At 75.0% G+C, this 17,616-nt stretch carries 16 protein-coding genes, 1 tRNA gene and 1 pseudogene; 11 read left to right on the top strand and 7 right to left on the bottom strand.

Going from position 1 to position 17,616, the window contains the following annotated elements; translation table 11 throughout:
- Positions 1 to 173 precede the first annotated feature (173 nt).
- The 4 genes from ACFVXH_RS12930 (at position 174) to ACFVXH_RS12915 (ending at position 4,602) form a co-directional block, all read left to right on the top strand.
- Entirely contained in the window at positions 174 to 764 is a 591-nt protein-coding gene (locus ACFVXH_RS12930) for a hypothetical protein (RefSeq protein ID WP_387822826.1), read from the top strand.
- The gene (locus ACFVXH_RS12925) at positions 761 to 2,764 is read left to right on the top strand and encodes a DUF3987 domain-containing protein (RefSeq protein WP_387822823.1); all 2,004 of its coding nucleotides are present in this window, start codon (positions 761 to 763) and stop codon (positions 2,762 to 2,764) included. The genes ACFVXH_RS12930 and ACFVXH_RS12925 overlap by 4 nt, the downstream gene beginning before the upstream one ends.
- Before the next feature lie 255 nt (positions 2,765 to 3,019).
- Positions 3,020 to 3,211, top strand: a complete 192-nt coding sequence (locus ACFVXH_RS12920; RefSeq protein ID WP_387822820.1) for a helix-turn-helix transcriptional regulator — start codon at positions 3,020 to 3,022, stop codon at positions 3,209 to 3,211.
- Positions 3,211 to 4,602, top strand: coding sequence for a tyrosine-type recombinase/integrase (locus ACFVXH_RS12915; protein ID WP_387822817.1), 1,392 nt, complete (start codon positions 3,211 to 3,213; stop codon positions 4,600 to 4,602). Before ACFVXH_RS12920 ends, ACFVXH_RS12915 begins: the two co-directional genes overlap by 1 nt.
- Positions 4,603 to 4,755: 153 nt before the next feature.
- Here ACFVXH_RS12915 and ACFVXH_RS12910 read toward each other — a convergent pair.
- Positions 4,756 to 4,836, bottom strand: a tRNA-Tyr gene (locus ACFVXH_RS12910).
- A 220-nt stretch (positions 4,837 to 5,056) separates the two neighbouring features.
- Here ACFVXH_RS12910 and ACFVXH_RS12905 point away from each other — a divergent pair.
- Positions 5,057 to 5,545: a YajQ family cyclic di-GMP-binding protein gene (locus ACFVXH_RS12905; RefSeq protein WP_049652087.1), complete on the top strand. Its 489-nt coding sequence runs from the start codon at positions 5,057 to 5,059 to the stop codon at positions 5,543 to 5,545.
- A 126-nt stretch (positions 5,546 to 5,671) separates the two neighbouring features.
- Here ACFVXH_RS12905 and ACFVXH_RS12900 read toward each other — a convergent pair whose 3' ends face one another.
- Positions 5,672 to 6,166, bottom strand: coding sequence for a hypothetical protein (locus tag ACFVXH_RS12900; protein ID WP_074004049.1), 495 nt, complete (start codon positions 6,164 to 6,166; stop codon positions 5,672 to 5,674).
- Between the two features lie 693 nt (positions 6,167 to 6,859).
- Here ACFVXH_RS12900 and ACFVXH_RS12895 point away from each other — a divergent pair.
- From ACFVXH_RS12895 to mug, 3 genes are all read left to right on the top strand, one after another.
- Entirely contained in the window at positions 6,860 to 7,939 is a 1,080-nt protein-coding gene (locus ACFVXH_RS12895) for a M24 family metallopeptidase (protein ID WP_387822898.1), read from the top strand.
- Between the two features lie 169 nt (positions 7,940 to 8,108).
- Positions 8,109 to 9,257: a phosphatase PAP2 family protein gene (locus ACFVXH_RS12890; RefSeq protein WP_387822814.1), complete on the top strand. Its 1,149-nt coding sequence runs from the start codon at positions 8,109 to 8,111 to the stop codon at positions 9,255 to 9,257.
- A gap of 14 nt (positions 9,258 to 9,271) precedes the next feature.
- Entirely contained in the window at positions 9,272 to 9,814 is a 543-nt protein-coding gene (gene mug / locus ACFVXH_RS12885; RefSeq protein ID WP_049652089.1) for a G/U mismatch-specific DNA glycosylase, read from the top strand.
- On the opposite strand, the gene ACFVXH_RS12880 is transcribed toward mug, so the two are convergent.
- The gene (locus ACFVXH_RS12880) at positions 9,754 to 10,779 is read right to left on the bottom strand and encodes a LysR family transcriptional regulator (protein ID WP_387822811.1); all 1,026 of its coding nucleotides are present in this window, start codon (positions 10,777 to 10,779) and stop codon (positions 9,754 to 9,756) included. The two genes, mug and ACFVXH_RS12880, sit on opposite strands and share 61 nt — an antisense overlap.
- Positions 10,780 to 10,928: 149 nt before the next feature.
- On the opposite strand from ACFVXH_RS12880, the gene ACFVXH_RS12875 reads away from it, so the two are divergent.
- Positions 10,929 to 11,933, top strand: a complete 1,005-nt coding sequence (locus ACFVXH_RS12875) for an NADP-dependent oxidoreductase (protein ID WP_387822808.1) — start codon at positions 10,929 to 10,931, stop codon at positions 11,931 to 11,933.
- A 39-nt stretch (positions 11,934 to 11,972) separates the two neighbouring features.
- On the opposite strand, the gene ACFVXH_RS12870 is transcribed toward ACFVXH_RS12875, so the two are convergent.
- Entirely contained in the window at positions 11,973 to 12,905 is a 933-nt protein-coding gene (locus ACFVXH_RS12870; protein ID WP_375876932.1) for a sigma-70 family RNA polymerase sigma factor, read from the bottom strand.
- Between the two features lie 74 nt (positions 12,906 to 12,979).
- On the opposite strand from ACFVXH_RS12870, the gene ACFVXH_RS12865 reads away from it, so the two are divergent.
- Positions 12,980 to 13,675 (top strand): NAD(P)H-dependent oxidoreductase, encoded by a 696-nt coding sequence (locus ACFVXH_RS12865; RefSeq protein ID WP_049661113.1) that lies wholly within the window; start codon positions 12,980 to 12,982, stop codon positions 13,673 to 13,675.
- A gap of 30 nt (positions 13,676 to 13,705) precedes the next feature.
- On the opposite strand, the gene ACFVXH_RS12860 is transcribed toward ACFVXH_RS12865, so the two are convergent.
- From ACFVXH_RS12860 to ACFVXH_RS12850, 3 genes are all read right to left on the bottom strand, one after another.
- A complete protein-coding gene (locus ACFVXH_RS12860) occupies positions 13,706 to 14,671 on the bottom strand; it encodes a M48 family metalloprotease (protein ID WP_375876934.1) in 966 nt (321 codons plus the stop codon).
- Between the two features lie 3 nt (positions 14,672 to 14,674).
- On the bottom strand, positions 14,675 to 15,100 hold the full coding sequence (locus ACFVXH_RS12855; RefSeq protein WP_049656591.1) for a BlaI/MecI/CopY family transcriptional regulator: 426 nt from the start codon (positions 15,098 to 15,100) through the stop codon (positions 14,675 to 14,677).
- Between the two features lie 145 nt (positions 15,101 to 15,245).
- Positions 15,246 to 16,154, bottom strand: coding sequence for a DMT family transporter (locus ACFVXH_RS12850; protein ID WP_387822803.1), 909 nt, complete (start codon positions 16,152 to 16,154; stop codon positions 15,246 to 15,248).
- On the opposite strand from ACFVXH_RS12850, the pseudogene ACFVXH_RS12845 reads away from it, so the two are divergent.
- A pseudogene (locus ACFVXH_RS12845) lies at positions 16,153 to 17,606 on the top strand (PLP-dependent aminotransferase family protein). The gene ACFVXH_RS12850 and the pseudogene ACFVXH_RS12845 overlap by 2 nt on opposite strands.
- Positions 17,607 to 17,616 lie beyond the last annotated feature (10 nt).

Raw genomic sequence — 17,616 nt, 5'->3', positions numbered from 1 at the left:
GCCCACCGGCCGTACCGCCCGGACCACCGCCGCAGCCAGCGGCCGGGGCCCGGACGGCGCGGGGGATCGGCAGACCGCTCCCACACAGCACGAAGCCCCACACCAACCGGTCAGTTCTTGGCAGATCGCCGGTAAGTGCGGGGCCGTGCATCCCAATCAGAGATGGACTAAGCATGCCCCAGTTCGACTACTCCACGCTCATCGTCATCGACGACACCGCCGACCGGGAGAGCGCCAGCGACGGCCACTCCCGCTACGGCGCCTACATCGCCCGCCACGCCGGCCACTTCCACGAGGACGGCGAACCGCTCCGTCCGGCCGAGTTCGCCGCCGCCGCGTGGCGCACCGCCATCAGCCCGGTCATGGCCCCGGGCTACGCGGCCGTGCGCCCGGACATCGACCGGATCGAGGTGTACGTCGACCCCGACGGCGGCGCCCAGCTCTGCGCGAAGATCGGCCTGCGGCACAGCGTGCTCGCGCACCGGCCCGCCGGCCGCCTGCTGGACTGGGAGCGCGCCCCGTGGTCCCGCCCCGGCGAGGCGTGGCCCGCGCTGGCCAGCCCCGAGCGCACCGACCGCCCCGCCGTCCTGGTGACCGCCACCGTGCTCCTCCCGGTCCCCGACACCATCCTCGTCACCCCCACCACGGCCCGGCCCGGGCACACGCTCACCGACGAGGCCAAGACCGTCGTCGCCACCCTCGCCGAGCACGCCAACCACAACCTCGCCCCGCTCGTCGCCGACCTGCTCGGCGGTGTCCGGTGAGCGGACCGGCCACCAGCTCGTTGAGCATCGAGTACGCCCCGAACGTGATCCCGTTCCGGCCCGAGCCCGCCGAGGTCAAGGCCGCCGAGCAGGCCGTCATCGGCGCCGCCCTGCTCGACCCCGCCCAAGTGCCGGCGCTGGCCGCCCAGCTCGGCGACCCAAGCGCCTTCTACCACCCGGCACACGAGACGATCTGGCGCACCATCGTCCGCATGGCCGACGGTGAACGACCGGTCGATCCGGTGCTGCTGGCCGGGGTCCTGCGCGCCCAGGGCGACCTGGTCCGCATCGGCGGGCCCGGCTACCTGCACACCTGCATCGCAGCCACCCCGACCGCCGCGAACGGCGACTACTACGCCGAGGTCGTGCGCGTGGCCGCCGAACGGCGCCGGATCAACTCGGCCACCAGCCGCCTCGCCCACATGGCCGGCGACGACCAGGCCGACCTCGACGACGTCCGCACCGCCGCGCTCGCCGCCCTCGCAGACCTGGCTTCCGGCGAGACCTGGCTCGCCCCCGTCCCGCTCGGCTCCCACGGCACGCTGCCCACCTTCCCCACCCGGGCCCTGCCCGGGTGGGTGGGCACGTACGTGGAGGCGGTGGCGGAGTTCACCCAGACCCCGGTCGACATGGCCGCGACCATGTCCCTGGCCGCGTTGTCAACCGCCGCCGGCGGGCGGGTGGGGGTGGAGATCCGGCCCGGCTGGCGCGAGCAGTCCAACCTCTACCTGGTCTGCGCGATGCCGCCGGCCAGCCGCAAGTCCGACGTGTTCGCGTTCATGACCGGCCCGGTCTACCGGGTCGAGGACGAGCTGCGGGCCGAGTCCCGGGCCCGGATCATCGAGGCCGAGACCGCCAAGGAGACCGCACTGGCCGAGGTCGACGCGCTCATGGCCAAGGCCCGCAAAAACCCCGACCTCGACCGCGCCCACCTGGTGGCCGAGATCTCCGGCGCCCGGATGGTGGCCGACGAGATCGTCGTCCCGCCGAGCCCGCGGCTGACCCTGTCCGGGGACATCACCCCCGAGACCGTCACCCACCAGCTCGGCGTCCACCGCTGCCTGGCCGCGCTCTCCCCCGAGGGCGACCTCTTCGACAGCATCGTCGGCCGCTACAGCAGCAAGCCCAACCTCGGCGTCTTCCTCCAGGCCCACAAGGGCGAGCGCCTCCAGGCCGACCGGATCACCCGCGAGCAGCCCACCGTCGACAAGCCCGCGCTCACCATCGGCGTCACCCCGCAGCCCGCCGTCCTCCAGGAGCTCGGCGCCGCTCCCGGCGCCCGGGACCGAGGCCTGCTAGCCCGCTTCCTCTACTCCCTCCCGCCCTCCAACCTCGGCTACCGCAAGATCCGCACCACCCCTGTCCCCGAACCGGTCGCCACCACCTACGACGTCCGCCTGTCCGGGCTCCTGCGCACCCTCACCGCGCTGGACGAGCCGGTCGTCGTGAAGATGACCGAGGCCGCCGACCTCGCCATCGAGAAGCTCCAGGAGAAGTTCGAGGTCCAGCTCCGCCCGGACGAGCCGCTTGCCCACATCAAGGACTGGGCGGGCAAGTTGGTCGGCCACATCGCCCGCATCGCGGTGCTCCTCCACCTCGCCGACCACGTCGGCGGCGACTGGCGCGCCCCCGTCGAGGCCGCCACCGTCGACCGCGCCGCCGAGATCGCCGAGTACTACACCGCCCATACCCTCGCCGTCTTCGACCTCATCGCCGCCGACCCCGCCACCGAGGACGCTCACGCCCTCCTCCAGTGGCTCCAGCGGCCGAAGAAGGACGGCAGCCACCGCACCCACATCAAGGCCCACGACGCCGTCGCGTCGTCCCGGCGGTTCAAGAAGGTCGCCGACGTCGAACCCGCCCTCGCCCTCCTCGAACAGCACGGCTGGCTCCGCACCGACCAGCCTTCCGCGAGCGGCCAGCGCGGCCGGCCGCAGGCTGCCACCTACCGTGTCCATCCGGCGCTGAGCACCCCCGCAGGTACGGACCCGAGCACGTAACCGTCAGGAATGTCAGGACAAAGCCCTGACCTGGCGATACGCCGCCGGACGGGCCGTCAGCGCACGTCAGGGCTGTCAGGGATAGCCGAGATCTCCTGACAGCCCTGACAACCCCTGACGCCCGGCCAGGAGCCGTATCGGCAGGTCAGCGAGTTCCCCTGACATCCCTGACGTTTTCCGGCCCCAACCCCACCCACGCGCAGGGGCCGTGACTCACCGCAACCGCCATTCGCACCCGTCAAGGGAGGGGCCGTCATGGCCGCGAAGGACCCGAAGCTCAAGCTCAGCGCCGTCCTCGAAGAGATCGACATGTCCCGTGCCGCGTTCTACCGGATGAGGGCCCGTGGTGAGGCCCCGAAGATCATGAAGCTCCCGAACGGCCAGCTCCGAATCCGCCGCAGCGCCCTCGACGCCTGGTGGGCCGCACAGGAACAGGACGCCGCCTGATGCCCACCTCCTACAAGGTCAAGTTCTGGGACCACCGGCACCGCCCGGACCGGCGGGCGCCCTGGATGGTTCGCTGGACCGTCGCGGGGCGAGAGTTCTCCGAGTCCTTCCTGACCAAGACCGCCGCCGACGGCCGGAAGTCCGAGCTGATCTCCGCCCTCCGCGACGGCCAGCCGTTCGACGTCGGCCGCGGCCTGCCGCTCTCCGAGCTCCGCAAAGAGAAGCAGATCACCTGGTACGAGCTCGGCCGACGGTACGTCGAGGCCCGGTGGGAGGGAGCACCGGCGAAGACCCGCACGACGTGGGCCGACGCCCTCGCCACGGTCACCTTCGAGCTGGTGAAGTCGAAGGCCGGCATGCCGGACAAGCGGGTCGTCCGCCGGGCGCTCTACAGCTGGGCCTTCAACGTGCACGCGTGGGGCGAGGAACCGCCGACGGACTGGGCCAAGGCCTTGGCGTGGGTGCAGAAGCAGTCCGTGCCGGTCTCCGCCTTCGAGGAGCCGCCGATGGTGCGCCGACTGCTGAACGCCCTCGCGGTGAAGCTGGACGGCAAGAAGGCGGCCCCCTCGGTCATCCTGCGCAAGCGCCGCATCCTGGGGCACCTCTTCGGCTACGCGGTGGAGGAGGGCTACCTGACCGCCAACCCCCTGCCGACCGTCCAGTGGCAGCCGCCGGAGGCCGAGGAGGAGGTCGACCCCGGTGTGGTGGTCAACGAGGACCAGGCCGCGGCGCTGATCGAGGCGGCCGGACGTCAGGGGAAGCGCGGGGCCCACCTCCGGGCCTCCTTCGCCTGTCTCTACTACGGCTGGCTGCGGCCGGCCGAGGCCGTGTTCCTCACGCTCGCCCGCTGCCACCTCCCGGTCGAGGGGTGGGGCTACGTCGTCCTGGACGAGCCCCGGCCGCGGGTCCCGTCGTCCTGGACGGACGACGGGACGTCGCACGACAAGCGCGGGTTGAAGCACCGGGCCGAGAAGGCGACCCGGCGCGTTCCGATCCCGCCCGAGCTGGTGGCGATCCTGCGGGAGCACGTCGCCGCGTTCGGCGCCGCGCCCGACGGTCGGCTGTTCCGGACGTCCCGGGGCGGCATGGTGCAGGAGAGCGGGTACGGGGTCGTCTGGCAGCGGGCCCGCGCCGAGGTGCTGTCGCCGGCAGACTGCGCCACGAAGCTCGGCAAGCGGCCGTACGACCTGCGGCACGCGGGGATCTCGCTCGGGCTGAACTCCGGGGTCGACCCGACCGAGGTCGCCCGGCGGGCGGGGCACAGCGTGGCCGTCCTGCTGCGGGTCTACGCGAAGTGCCTGCACGGCACCGTCGAGTACGCGAATGAGCTGATCTCGAAGCGGCTCAACCGGAACCGTCCGGCGCCGCCGGCCCCGGATCCTGGTCCGTAGCTGGTCCGTACGCGCTGGTCAGGGCTGGGATTCGGGTGGCGCAAAGTGAGACAAGCCGCCCAAACGGGGCAGCACTCGTCCCCAGTTGCAAGTAAACGAAAAAGCGGTCCCTAGCCTACGTTTCCGCAGGTCAGGGACCGCTTCTCTATCCTGTGGCTGGTGCAGGGTTCGAACCTGCGTAGCTTGCGCGACAGATTTACAGTCTGCTCCCTTTGGCCGCTCGGGCAACCAGCCAGGATCTTCGTTTCCCGGGGTGTTCACCCCGTTCGACTTGGTAAACCATACCCGATGCCGGGGGGTGCTCCGCCACTCGATAGATCACGCGACGATCAAGAAACCGCGGGCGCCCGCTACGGGCGGGGCCGGTGTGGCGCTGGATAGGCTGGGGTCGCGGGCGCCCCCGAGGGGCGGGCCCGTGCCAGTGAAGACCAGAGCATCAAGGAGACCAATACCCATGGCCGACTCCAGTTTCGACATCGTCTCGAAGGTCGAGTGGCAGGAGGTCGACAACGCGATCAACCAGACCTCCCGCGAGATCGCGACGCGCTTCGACTTCAAGAACGTGGGCGCCGAGATCAGCCGCTCGGGCGAGAAGATCGAGATGAAGGCGAACGGCGAGGAGCGCGTGCGCGCCGTACTCGACATCCTCCAGACCAAGTTCGTGAAGCGCGGCCTGTCGCTGAAGGCCCTGGACGCCAACGAGCCCCAGCTGTCCGGCAAGGAGTACAAGATCTTCGCCAACGTCAAGGAGGGCATCACCACGGAGGACGCGAAGAAGGTCGCGAAGATCATCCGTGACGAGGGCCCGAAGGGCGTCAAGGCGCAGGTCCAGGGCGACGAGCTGCGCGTCAGCTCGAAGAGCCGCGACGACCTCCAGGCCGTGCAGGCCCTGCTCAAGGGCAAGGACCTGGACTTCGCGATCCAGTACGTGAACTACCGCTGACCCTCCGGTCGGCCGGTTCGACGGACGACGGCGCGGCCCTGCTCCCCGCTTCGGGGGCGGGGCCGTTCGCGTCGGCGGGGCCGGGGCGGGCGGCGGGGCCGACGGGCGGTGGGGTGCGGGGTCGGGTCAGCCGGCCGACTCCGCCCAGCCGGCGGTGCTGCGGTGCCGGCCCAGGCCGACCGACTCGAACTCGTCCGCCCGGCCCTCCTCGGTGCGCGCGCCGATCCGTCGCAGGACGTGGGAGATCGGGGTGCCGTCGGCCGGGGCGGGCTCGAACTCGCCGATGGTGAGCGGGCCGAGGGTGACCGCGCCGTCCGCCCAGACGGCGGCGCGCTGGGTGCCGCTGCCGCCGAAGTACTCGGCCTCGACGCAGGCGATCGGGCCGGCCTTCGACCAGGCGGCCAGCCGGAGTTCGAAGCCGTCCGAGTGCCAGCCGAACCCGGCCCCGCCGCGCGGCTTGCGCACGCTGCCGTCCCCCTGGAGCGCGGCGAGGACGGCGGAGGTGACCGGGATCATCGCCAGCCCCTGTGCCAAGGGCACCACCCGGGCCGCCGGAACCTCCGCGGCCGCCACCGTCAGCAGCTCCCGTGTTCCTATCAGCGCCTGGAGTTCATAGGACATGGCGGCCATGGTGTCCCACCGCACCGACAGTCGGCCCGGAATTTATGATTCCGTGCCCGGTCGGAGACCGTAGAGCAGGCTGCGGGGCCTTTGGAGCGGTCCGCGGCCGGTCCGCGGGGCCCGGATCGCGCCGTCGGCCGCGGCTCCTCCGGTCCTGCCGCCGGTCACCCGCTCGGGCGCTCGCGGCATGCGGCGGCCGCGGCGCCCCGGTGGACTGGCCGGGTACGGCCTCTCTTCCCGACCCCTCCCCCGGCTCCCGCGCGGTCGGGCGCTCCCGGCCGGGGCCGTACGGAGGAGGACCGCATGCATGCGCCGGACAGACCCCCGCCGAGCCGGACGGCCGCCGCCGCACCGGCCCTGGCGCTCCGCGGGCCGGCCCGCATCCTGCTCGGCCTCGTCCCGGCGCTGGCGCTCCGGCTGTTGGCAGGAGCGATCGCACCGACCCCGCCGATCGCACCGGCAGGACCGGCAGGACCGGCAGGACCAGCCTCCGCCGGGGGCCGCGGCGGCCCCCGGCGGGGAGCGCCGGACCCGCCGGCGCCGCGCCGGCCCGCCGGGGCTCCCCCGAGGGCTTCACCAACTCCTCCCGGAAGTGATGGAGTTGACGCGACGGAGGCTCAGCAGAGCCCGTCCGGCCCCAGAGGAGGAACCGCCGTGCCCCGCCCCTTCACCGTGCAGGACCACACCGCCCGGATGGCCCGTGCCACCGCCGAGGCGACCGCCGCCGGACTGGCCGGCCTGGTCGTCGCCCCCGGCCCCGACCTGGCCTACCTGTGCGGTTACTCGCCCACCGCGATCACCGAGCGGCTGACCGCCCTCGTACTCGCGGCCGGACGCGAACCCACCCTGGTGGTGCCCAAGTTGGAGCGTCCGGACGCCGAGAAGGCGGTCGGCGCCCCGGCCGTCCGGCTGCTCGACTGGTCCGACGGCGAGGACCCGTTCGCCACCGCGGGCCCGCTGCTCGACCCGGCCGGCCGGTACGGCGTCTCCGACAACACCTGGGCCCTGCACCTGCTCGGCTTCCAGGCCGCGCTGCCCGGCGTCTCCTTCACCTCGCTCACCGACAGCCTGCCGATGCTGCGCGCCGTCAAGGACACCGAGGAGCTGGAGCGGCTGGCCTCGGCCGGCGGCGCGGCGGACGCCGCCTACCGGGGCATCCTGGAGGTCCCCTTCGCCGGCCGCCGGGAGACCGACGTGGCCGCCGACCTCGGCGCGCTGCTCATCCAGTACGGGCACAGCCAGGTCGACTTCACCGTGGTCGGCTCCGGCCCGAACGGCGCCGACCCGCACCACGAGGCCGGTGAGCGGGTCATCCGTACGGGTGACACGGTGGTGCTGGACTTCGGCGGTCTCAAGGACGGCTACGGCTCCGACACCACCCGGACCGTGCACGTCGGCCCGGACGTGCCGGACGAGGTGCGGACGGTGCACGAGCTGGTCCGGCTGGCCCAGCAGACCGCCTTCGAGGCGGTCCGGCCCGGTGTCAGCTGCCAGGAGATCGACCGGATCGCCCGCCGGGTGATCACCGAGGGCGGGTACGGCGAGTACTTCATCCACCGCACCGGCCACGGCATCGGCACCACCACGCACGAACCTCCGTACCTGGTCGAGGGCGAGGAGCGGCCGCTGGTGCCCGGCATGTGCTTCTCCATCGAGCCCGGGATCTACCTGCCCGGCCGGTTCGGGGTGCGGATCGAGGACATCGTCACCGTCACCCCGGCCGGCGGCCGCCGCTTCAACAACACCCCGCACGAGCTGGGCATCGTGGCCTGAGGCCGCCGGACGGTGCCGGAAGGCGCCCGACGGTGTCCGCAGGTGCCCGAGGGCGCCTTCCGGTGCCTGACCGTGTGTCGAACCGGGTGACGACCGGGTCGGACGTTCTTACGATCCGGTCATATTTCACCCAGAGACCTCCAAGTTTGGGTTGCTAGTTTCAGTGCGCATGACCAAGACCCTCTCCCCGGCCCCGCACGACGTGCGGGCCGGGCAGCCGCGCCCGGTGCCTCCGCCCCGCCCCCGCGTGACGGGCTGGTCGAGACTCCGATGGCTGGCCTGGCCGCTCTACCTGACGTGCCTCCTCTGGTTCCTGCGCACCGAGGGCATCCCCGCGGCCAACGACGTGCTGTTCCTCTGGCTGATCGCCGCCCTGCTGACCGGCGCCGTGCACAGCGGACACGGCCCCCGCGGCTTCCTCCTGGTCCTGCGCGACTGGGTCCCGGTGATGGCCGTGGTGTGGACGTACTCGCTGCTGCGCGGCTACGGCGCGCACACCCCGTGGGCCCCGCACTGGCTGCCGCAGCTGCGCTTCGACGAGGTGCTCGGCTTCGGCGAGACCTGGACCGTCCGGCTCCAGCACGCCCTCTACACCGCCGGCTCGCCGCACTGGTACGACTACGCCGCGGTGGCCGTCTACCTCTCGCACTTCTTCGTCGTCTTCCTGCTGCTCGCGGTGCTCTGGCGGCGCGCCCACCAGCGCTTCCGCCAGCTGCTCGCCGCCTACCTGACGCTCACCTTCGCGGGCTTCGCCACCTACCTCCTCTACCCGGCCGACCCGCCGTGGCTGGTCGCCCAGGAGGGCAACCTGCCGCACCTGTCCCGGGTGGTCTGGGAGGTGATCTCGGTGAGCGGGCTGCCGCAGGCCGACTCGCTGCTGGAGAACGGCAGCCAGTTCGCCAACGACGTCGCCGCGATGCCCTCGCTGCACTCCGCCTACCCGGCGATGCTGCTGTTCTTCTTCTGGCCCACCGCCAAGCGCTGGCTGCGGGCGGTGCTGGTCGCCTACCCGCTCGCGATGACCTTCACCCTGGTGTACGGCGCGGAGCACTTCATCATCGACGTCTTCGTCGGCTGGGCGTACGCGGCCGCGGTGGTGTTCGGCCTGCGCCGGCTGCGCGACCGCCGGGCGGCCGGGGCCTCGGCCCGGCTCGCGGCCCCGGCCCCGGTCCGTACGGAGGCGACGGCCGAAGGCACGACCCAGGCCCAGGCCCAGGCCCGGGCGGAGGCGACGGCCGAGGACGCGACCGAGGCCCCGGCCGAGGGCACGGCCCGGACGGAGGCCCCCGCCAAGGGCACGGCAGACTTGGCCGGGTGAATCCGAGCGCACCGATGAAGCCCACGGCCGAGCAGCTGCTGGCCGCCAAGGACAGCACCATCCCGGACGTCTCCGGGCCCGGGCTGCGGGTGCTGTTCTGCGGCATCAACCCGGGCCTGTGGTCCGGCGCCACCGGCCACCACTTCGCCCGCCCGGGCAACCGCTTCTGGCCCGCCCTGCACCGCTCCGGCTTCACCGGGCGCCAGTACCGCCCGGACGAGCAGCGGGAGTTGCTCGCGCTCGGGCTGGGCATCACCAACGTCGCCCCGCGCGCCACCGCCAAGGCGGACGAACTGACCACCGAGGAGCTGCGCGAGGGCGGCGCCGCGCTGCGCGAGCGGGTGCTGCGGCTGCGCCCGCGCGCCCTGGCCGTGCTCGGCATCGGCGCCTACCGGACGGCCTTCGGGCAGCGCCGGGCCCCGCTCGGGCGGCAGCCGGAGGGCATCGGCGACACCGAGGTGTGGGTGCTGCCGAACCCCAGCGGCCTCAACGCCCACTACACCCTGGACGGGCTGGCCGAGGAGTTCCGCAGGCTCCGGGAGGCCGTCGGGGGCTGAGCAGCCGCCGGGGCCGGGGCCTCTTCCGGAGCCCCGGCCGGTGCCGAAGGACGCGCCGCCCCCGCGGGCCGGGCCGCCACCAGCCCGGCGGGCAGCGGCAGTTCGCGCAGTTCCCGGATCAGCGCCCGGACGGCGGCCGTCCCGGCCAGCTCGGGCGTGGTGACGTACCCGACGGAGCGGCTGGGCGGCCGCGGCCCGAGGTCGGTGACGGCGAGGCCGGCCGGGGCGCCGAGCAGGGCGGTCCGGGGCATGATCGCCATGCCGAGGCCCTGGGCGACCAGCGAGACGGCCACCGTGTCGTCCTCCACGTCCACGGTCGCGGGCGGGATCCAGTCCTGCCGCTGCCACCAGTCCCGGGTGTACGAGCCGCAGTTCTCGTCCCAGTCGACCAGCGGGAGTTCGCGCGGCGCCGGGTGGCCCTGCGGGTGCGCGAGCGCGTACGACTCCTCGTACAGTCGCACCGCGACCAGGCCCGGGACGGGCGGCGGGCCGCCCGCGTCGAGCGTTGCCAGCCCGAGGTCGGCGCGCCCGTCGGCGACCTCCCCGGCGCTGCCCCGGCCGAGCTCCCGGACGATCCGGACGCGGGTGCCGAGCCCGGGGTGGCGCTCGGCGAGCCGGGCCAGGACGGGTGGCAGCAGGTGGGCGGCGGCGCTGCGGAAGGCGGCGATCCGCAGGGTGCCGGTCAGCGGCCCGTCCGCTCCCGCGCCGCGCACCTCGGGGCCCATCGCGTCCAGCAGCCGCAGGATCCGGCGGGCGTACGCCACCGCCCGCGCGCCGCCCTCGGTGGGGCGTGCGCCGTGGCGCCCGCGGTCGAAGAGCACCGTGCCGAGCTTCCGCTCGCAGGCGCGGACGGCGTGCGAGACGGCGGACTGGGTGGTGCCCAGGCGTGCGGCGGCCGCCGTGAAGCTCCGCTCCTCCTCGACGGCGACCAGGGTCCGCAGCTCGTGCGGGGCGAGATCGATCATGCGCCCGAATCTAATCCGCGGGCCCGCGATCCATCGATCCCGCTCATGGACCGGCCCGTTCCATCGACCGCCGCCCCTGCCCGGCCGCTCCCGCGCTTCCTACGGTGATCACGTCCCGCCGAGCCCCCCGCGCACCTGGAGCAGCCCCGATGTCCCGTCCCACCACCCGCGCCGTCCACCTGGTCGCCCGCCCCGACGGCGCGCCGACCGCCGCGGACTTCGCCTTCGTCGACGAGACCGTCCCGGCCCTCGCGGCGGGCGAGGCCCTCGTCGAGAACCTCTACCAGTCCGTCGACCCGTACATGCGCGAGGAGATGGAGGAGGGCGGCTGGGCACTGCACGCCCCGCTGGAGGGGCGCACCCTCGGCCGGGTGGTGGAGTCCCGGGCCGACGCCCTGCCGGTCGGGGCGCTGGTCCAGCACCGCCAGGCCTGGCGCACCCTCTCGGTGGTCACCGCCGAACGGGCGAGCCTGCTCCCCGACCTCGCCGGCGTCCCGCTCAGCGCCCACCTGTCGGTGCTCGGCGGCACCGGCCTGTCCGCCTGGGTCGCGCTGACCAGGATCGCCCGGCTCCAGCCCGGCGAGACGCTCTTCGTCTCGGCGGCCGCGGGCGGCGTCGGCACCGCCGCCGGACAGCTCGCCCGCCTGCTCGGCGCCGGACGGATCGTCGGCAGCACCGGCTCCGCCGCCAAGGCCGCCCGCCTCACCGAGCGGCTCGGCTTCGACGCCGCCTTCGACTACCACGACGGCCCGATCGCGGACCGGCTGCGCGAGGCCGCCCCCGAGGGGCTGCACGTCTACCTGGACAACGTCGGCGGCGACCACCTGGAGGCCGCCATCGGCGCCCTGCGCGAGCGCGGCCGGATCGCCTGGTGCGGCGCGGTCGCCCAGTACAACCGGCTCGGGAACCCGCCGGCCGCGCCGCGCAACCTGTTCGACGTGGTCGGGAAGAGCCTGCGGCTGGAGGGCTTCCTGGTCCGCGACCACCTCGACGCCCGGCCGGAGCTGTACGACTTCCTCGTCCCGCACCTGCGCTCGGGCGCCGTCGTCCCGGACGAGACGGTCGTGGACGGCTTCGACCGGGTGGTGGACGCCTTCCTCGGCATGCTGCGCGGCGAGAACACCGGCAAGATGCTGGTCCGGATCGCCGACTGACCACCCCGTGCCCCGCCGCAGCGCCCACCCCGGCGGCACTCACCCGGGCAGCGGCAGCACGGCCAGGTCGAGCGCGGCGAGCCGGGCCGGGTCGGCCACCACCTCGTAGCCGGCCACCCGGCCGTCCGCGACCGCCATCCGCAGCACCAGCCGCAGCCGCCCGTCCGGGGCGATCAGGATCCCGGGCACCCCGTCCACCAGGGCCACCGCGCCGTACCGGGCCCGGCGGCCGAAGACCGTGGTCTCCCGGGCGACGGCCTGCGCGCCCCGGGCCACCAGGGCGCGGCCCGGTGGCAGCGCCGCCGGATCGGCCCGGCGCACCACGTCCGGCGCCAGGACGGCCAGCAGGTCGGCCAGGTCCCCGCCCCGGGCGGCGGCCAGGAAGGCCTCCACCACCCGCCGGTGCCCGGCCAGCGGCTCCGGGGGCAGCGCGGCCGTCCCGCGGACCCGCTGCCGGGCCCGGCTGGCCAGTTTCTTCGCGGCCACCGGGGTCCGCCCGACGATCGGCGCGATCTGGTCGAAGGGCACCGCGAAGCCGTCGTGCAGCACGAAGGCGACCCGCTCGGCCGGGCCCAGCCGGTCCAGCACCACGAGCAGCGCCCGGCCCACCGACTCGACCAGCAGCGCCTCCCGCTCCGGCTCCGGGCCGCCGCCCGCCGCCTCCGGCAGCGCCTCGTCGGCCGGCTCCTCGCGGCGCGCGGCACGGGCCCGCAGCAGGTCCAGGCAGATCCGGGAGACCACCGTGGTCAGCCAGCCGGGCAGGTTGTCGATCTCCGCCGGACCGGTGCGGACCAGCCGCAGCCAGGCCTCCTGCACGGCGTCCTCGGCCTCGCCGGTCGAGCCGAGCATCCGCTGGGCGATCGCCCGCAGCCGGCCGCGCTCGGCCTCGAAGCGCTCCTCCGGCGCCTCGGCCCGCCGCCCCGGGGCCGCCGCCGCCCCGGCCGCCGCTCCCGACATCGCGTCCCGGTCCATCGGTCACCTTTCCTCGGCGCGGCCCGTCACCGCTATGACGATCCGTCCTCCTCCGAGGTGACCGGGAGACCACCATGACCTCCACCACGCTGCTCCACCTGGACTCCAGCATCAGCCCGTCCGGCTCGGTCAGCCGCGCCCTGACCGCCCGCTTCGCCGACGCCTGGCACGCCCGGCACGGCACCGCCGGCCGGGACCGGTACCGGTACCGCGACCTCGCCGCCGACCCGGTGCCCCCGGTGCGCGCCGCCTACGACGCCCTCGGCCGCCGCACCGAGCGCAAGGGGATACTCCCGTTGGACGACATCGGCCGCCTCGCCGAAGGGCCGGACGAGGCGCACGAGTGGACGCTCAGCCGCCCGCTGATCGAAGAGCTGCGGGCCGCCGGCACCCTGCTGGTCGGCAGCCCGATGTACAACTACACCGTCTCGGCCGGCCTCAAGGCGTGGATCGACCGGGTCACCTTCCCCGGCGTCCACCACGACCCGGAGACCGGCGAGCCGCTGCTGCGCGACACCCGCGTGGTGGTCGTCGCCGTCCGCGGCGGCGGCTACGCACCGGGCACTCCGCGCGCCCACTGCGACTTCCAGGTCCCGTACCTGCGGGCGTACTTCGACCGGATCGGGGTCGCGCCGGAGCACCTGCACGTGGTCACCGCCGAGCTCACCAGGGCCGCGGACGTCCCGGCGCTGAACGCCCTCCAGCCGCTCGCCGCCGAGTCGCTGGCGGCGGCCGAGGCCGCCCTCGACGAGCTGGCCGCGACGCTCTGAGCCGCCCTGACAGGCCTGGCCGGGCGGCCGCTACAGCGGGGTGACGGCCTTGAGCACCACCAGCAGGGCCACGGCGGCGTTCAGCGCGCACAGCGCCGACACCGCCGTGCCGATCGCCGCGACCATCGCCGCCAGGCCCGCCGGGGTCTTGGCCGGCGGCCAGTTGCGGGAGGTCGGCACCGGGCCGAGCAGCGCGGCGACCCGGCGCGGCACCGGGCCGGCGGCGGCCGCCGCCGCGGTCGGCGTCGCGAAGGCCGCGAAGCCGGGGGCCGGGGCGGCGTGCGAGACCAGCGCCGCCCGGGCCACCGCTCGCGCGGTGATCCGGCGGTCCCCCACGGCCTGCGCCGACTCCTCGTCCGCCCACCGCTCCGCGCTGAACGCCACCGCGTGCTGCAGCGGCCGCAGGAACGGGTTGACGCAGGCAGCGAGCTGGGTGGTCAGCAGGTACCGGTGGTGCCGGTGGCGCAGGTGCGCCCGCTCGTGCGCGAGCAGCGCCTCGCGCTCGTCGGCGGCCAGGCCGGCCAGCATCCCGGTGGAGACCACCACCCGGCCGGGCGAGCCGGGCAGCGCGTAGGCGTACGGGCTGTGGTCCGGCAGCACCGCGAGGTCGCCGGACTCCCCCGGCTCCGCGGGCAGCCCGCTCAGCGCCCGGCGGGCCCGGTTCCGCACCCGCAGGTGCCGGACGACCGTCCGGGCGCAGGCCAGGACCACCAGGGCCAGCAGCCACATCGCGGCCGTGCCGACCGTCTCGTGGTACGGCAGCGCGGCCCGCACCTCCGGGTCGGACCAGCTGTCCGGCAGCGGGTTGCCGGGGATCTGCGCGGTGCCCACCACGCCGATCAGTCCGAGGCAGAGCACGCTGCACACCGCCATCACCGCGCTGATCACGGTCATCAGCCGGGCCGCGCCGCGCGGATGCAGGTGCTGCTCGGTCAGGCGCGCGATCGGGACCGCGGTGAGCGGCAGGACGAGCGGGAGGAAGACGAAGAAGCCCACGGGTCAGCTCTCACGGTCGGGCGCCGCCGGATCGGCGGACGCGGCGTCCAGCAGCGCCCGCAGCAGTTCCTCGTCGTGCGGCAGCAGCGCGCTGACGAAACTGGCCAGGACCGCGTCCCGGTCGGCCTCCCCGTCGAGCATCCGGCGCATCCGCAGCGCGGCCAGCCCGGCGGCGTCCGCGGAGGCCTGCCACAGGTAGGAACGGCCGGCGCGGGTCCGGGTCACGGCGTTCTTGGCGTGCAGCCGGGACAGGATGGTCATCACGGTGGTGTACGCCAGATCGCCCTCCAAGCGTTCCTGGACCCACCCCGCGGCGGCCGGGCCGGGCGCCTGCTGGAGCACCGCGAGCACCTGCGCCTCCAGCTCGCCCTGGCCTCGTCGTCGGGGCGGCGCGTCCCCGGCCGTCGGGGCGTGCCTCTGGTCTGCCATGACGGCCCACTCCCTCCGGATGCCGCGCCCGGACCGGCGGGCGCGGGTTCATCCTAACGAGCGCGGGGCCGCGCCGATCCGGTCGGAGCGAGGGTTCGGGGGCGTACGGCGCCGCTCCGCTCCGGGGCCGGTGCCGCCCGCCTGGTCAGCTCCGGGCCCGCTGGGTCACCGCGATGCAGACCAGCACCACCACCGCGGTGACCGGCGCCGCGGCCGGCAGGTGCTCGCCGAGCAGCAGCACCGACCAGACCAGCGTCAGCAGCGGCTGCGCGAGCTGGAGCTGGCTGGCCCTCGGCACCCCGATCGCGGCCATCCCCCGGTACCAGAGCACGAGCCCGCCGAGCTGCGAGACCGCCGCCGTGTACGCCAGCCCGGCCAGCGCCTTCGCCCCGAACCGGACCGGCTCGGCGCCCAGCCCGAGCACGGCGGTCAGCAGCGTCGCGGGCAGCGCGACCAGCACCGCCCAGGCGATCACCTGTCCGCCCGGCAGGTCCCGGGAGAGCCGCCCGCCCTCGGCGTACCCGGCGGCGCAGAGCAGCACCGCCACGAAGAGGTAGAGGTCCGCGGCGGTCGGCCGGCCGTGGCTCTGGACCAGGGTGAAGGCGAGCACCGCCGCGGCCCCGGCGAGCGCCGCCGCCCAGAACGCCCCGGACGGCCGGCGGCCGGTGCGCAGCGCCGAGACCACCGCCGTGGCCAGCGGCAGCACGCCGATGACCACCGCCGAATGGGCGGTCGAGGAGGTGCGCAGGGCGAGCGTGGTGAGCAGCGGGAAGCCGAGGACGCAGCCGGCCGAGACCACCAGCAGCCCGGGCCACTGCCCCCGCCGCGGCGGCCGGGCGCGGACGGCCAGCAGGTAGAGCGCGGCCAGCACAGCGGCCAGGACGCCGCGCAGACCGGTCGCGGTCCACGGGCCGAAGCCGGTCAGGGCCCACGCGGTGGCGGGGAAGGTGAGCGAGAAGGAGGCCACCCCGAGGGCCGCGAGGGCGGTGCCGGAAGCGGGGGCCGGTCGAGGTGCTATCGCCTTCGGGCGGATAGCGCTATCTTGTGCCGTCATGAACGAGCGTAGCAGCGTGACCGAACTCGCCGACATCCTGCGGCGGGAAGTGGAGCGCTACCCGGAGGGGCGGAAACTGCCTGCCAGCCGGGCGCTGGTGGAACGCCACCAGGTCAGCCCGTGACGGTCTCCCGGGCCATCGCGGTGCTCGTCGCCGAGGGGCTCGTGGTCTCCCGGCCGGGCGCCGGGGTGTTCCGGGCGGCCGCCTTCGCCGCTGCCCCGGCCGTCCCCGCCCCGCCGGCCGGCCGGACCGGCGACCTCTCCTGGCAGGAGATCGCGCTCAGCGCCGACTCCGGCCCGCGCGACCTGCTCGCCGCCCCGGTGTTCGACACCCTCCGGGTGCCCGCGCCCGACGTCATCGACCTCAACAGCGGCTACCCGCACGCCTCGCTGCTGCCCGAACGGCTGCTCGCCGCCGTCCTCGCCCGGGCCGGCCGGCGGCCGGGCGCCTGGGACCGCCCGCCCACCGACGGGCTGACCGAACTGCGCGGCTGGTTCGCCCGCGACATCGGCGGCCACGGCGGGCCGATCGGCGCCGGGGACGTCCTGATCACCGCCGGCGGGCAGAGCGGGCTGACCGTCGCCATGCGGGCGCTCGCCGCGCCCGGCTCGCCGGTGCTGGTGGAGTCGCCGACGTACTCGGGCATCCTGGCGGTCGTCCGGGCGGCCGGGCTGCGGCCCGTCCCGGTGCCGGTCGACGCCGACGGCGTGCGCACCGACCTGCTGGCGGAGGCCTTCGCGGCCACCCGGGCGCGGGTCTTCCTCTGCCAGCCGCTGTTCCAGAACCCCACCGGCGCGGTGCTGTCGCCCGTACGGCGGGAGGAGGTGCTGCGGATCTCCCGGGCGGCCGGGGCCTTCGTGGTCGAGGACGACTTCGCCCGGCTGCTGGTCCACGCGGACGCCCCCGCGCTGCCGCGCCCGCTCGCCGCCGACGACCGGGACGGGGTCGTGGTGCACCTGCGCTCGCTGACCAAGGCTGCCTCCCCCAACCTGCGGGTCGGCGCCCTCACCGCGCGCGGCCCGGCGCTGGCCCGGCTGCGGGCCACCCAGGTGGTGGACAGCTTCTTCGTGCCCCGGCCGCTCCAGGAGGCCACCCTGGAGCTGGTCTCCGACCCCGCCTGGGCCCGCCACCTGCGCACCCTCGGCGCCGAACTGCGCGACCGCCGCACCGCCGCCGTCGCCGCCCTGCACCGCGAGCTGCCCGGCGTCGTCGGCACCCACCGCCCCGGCGGCTACCACCTGTGGCTGCGCTTCCCCGACGGCGTCGACGACACCACCCTCGCCAGGGCCGCCCTGCGCGCCGGCGTCCAGCTCTCCCCCGGCCGCCCGTACCACCCCGCCGAGCCCCCGGCCCCCCACCTCCGGCTCAGCTACGCCGCCGCCGAGAGCTCCGCCCAGGTCGCCGAGGGCGTCCACCGGCTGCGGCTCGCGTACGAGGAGCTCGCGGACTGACGCCCCGGGG

It is taken from the genome of Kitasatospora sp. NPDC058184 (assembly GCF_042883725.1).
In the GTDB taxonomy this organism is placed as follows: domain Bacteria; phylum Actinomycetota; class Actinomycetes; order Streptomycetales; family Streptomycetaceae; genus Kitasatospora.
Note: the sequence above shows the minus strand (reverse complement) of the source record. Positions and strands in the feature narration are given on the sequence as shown.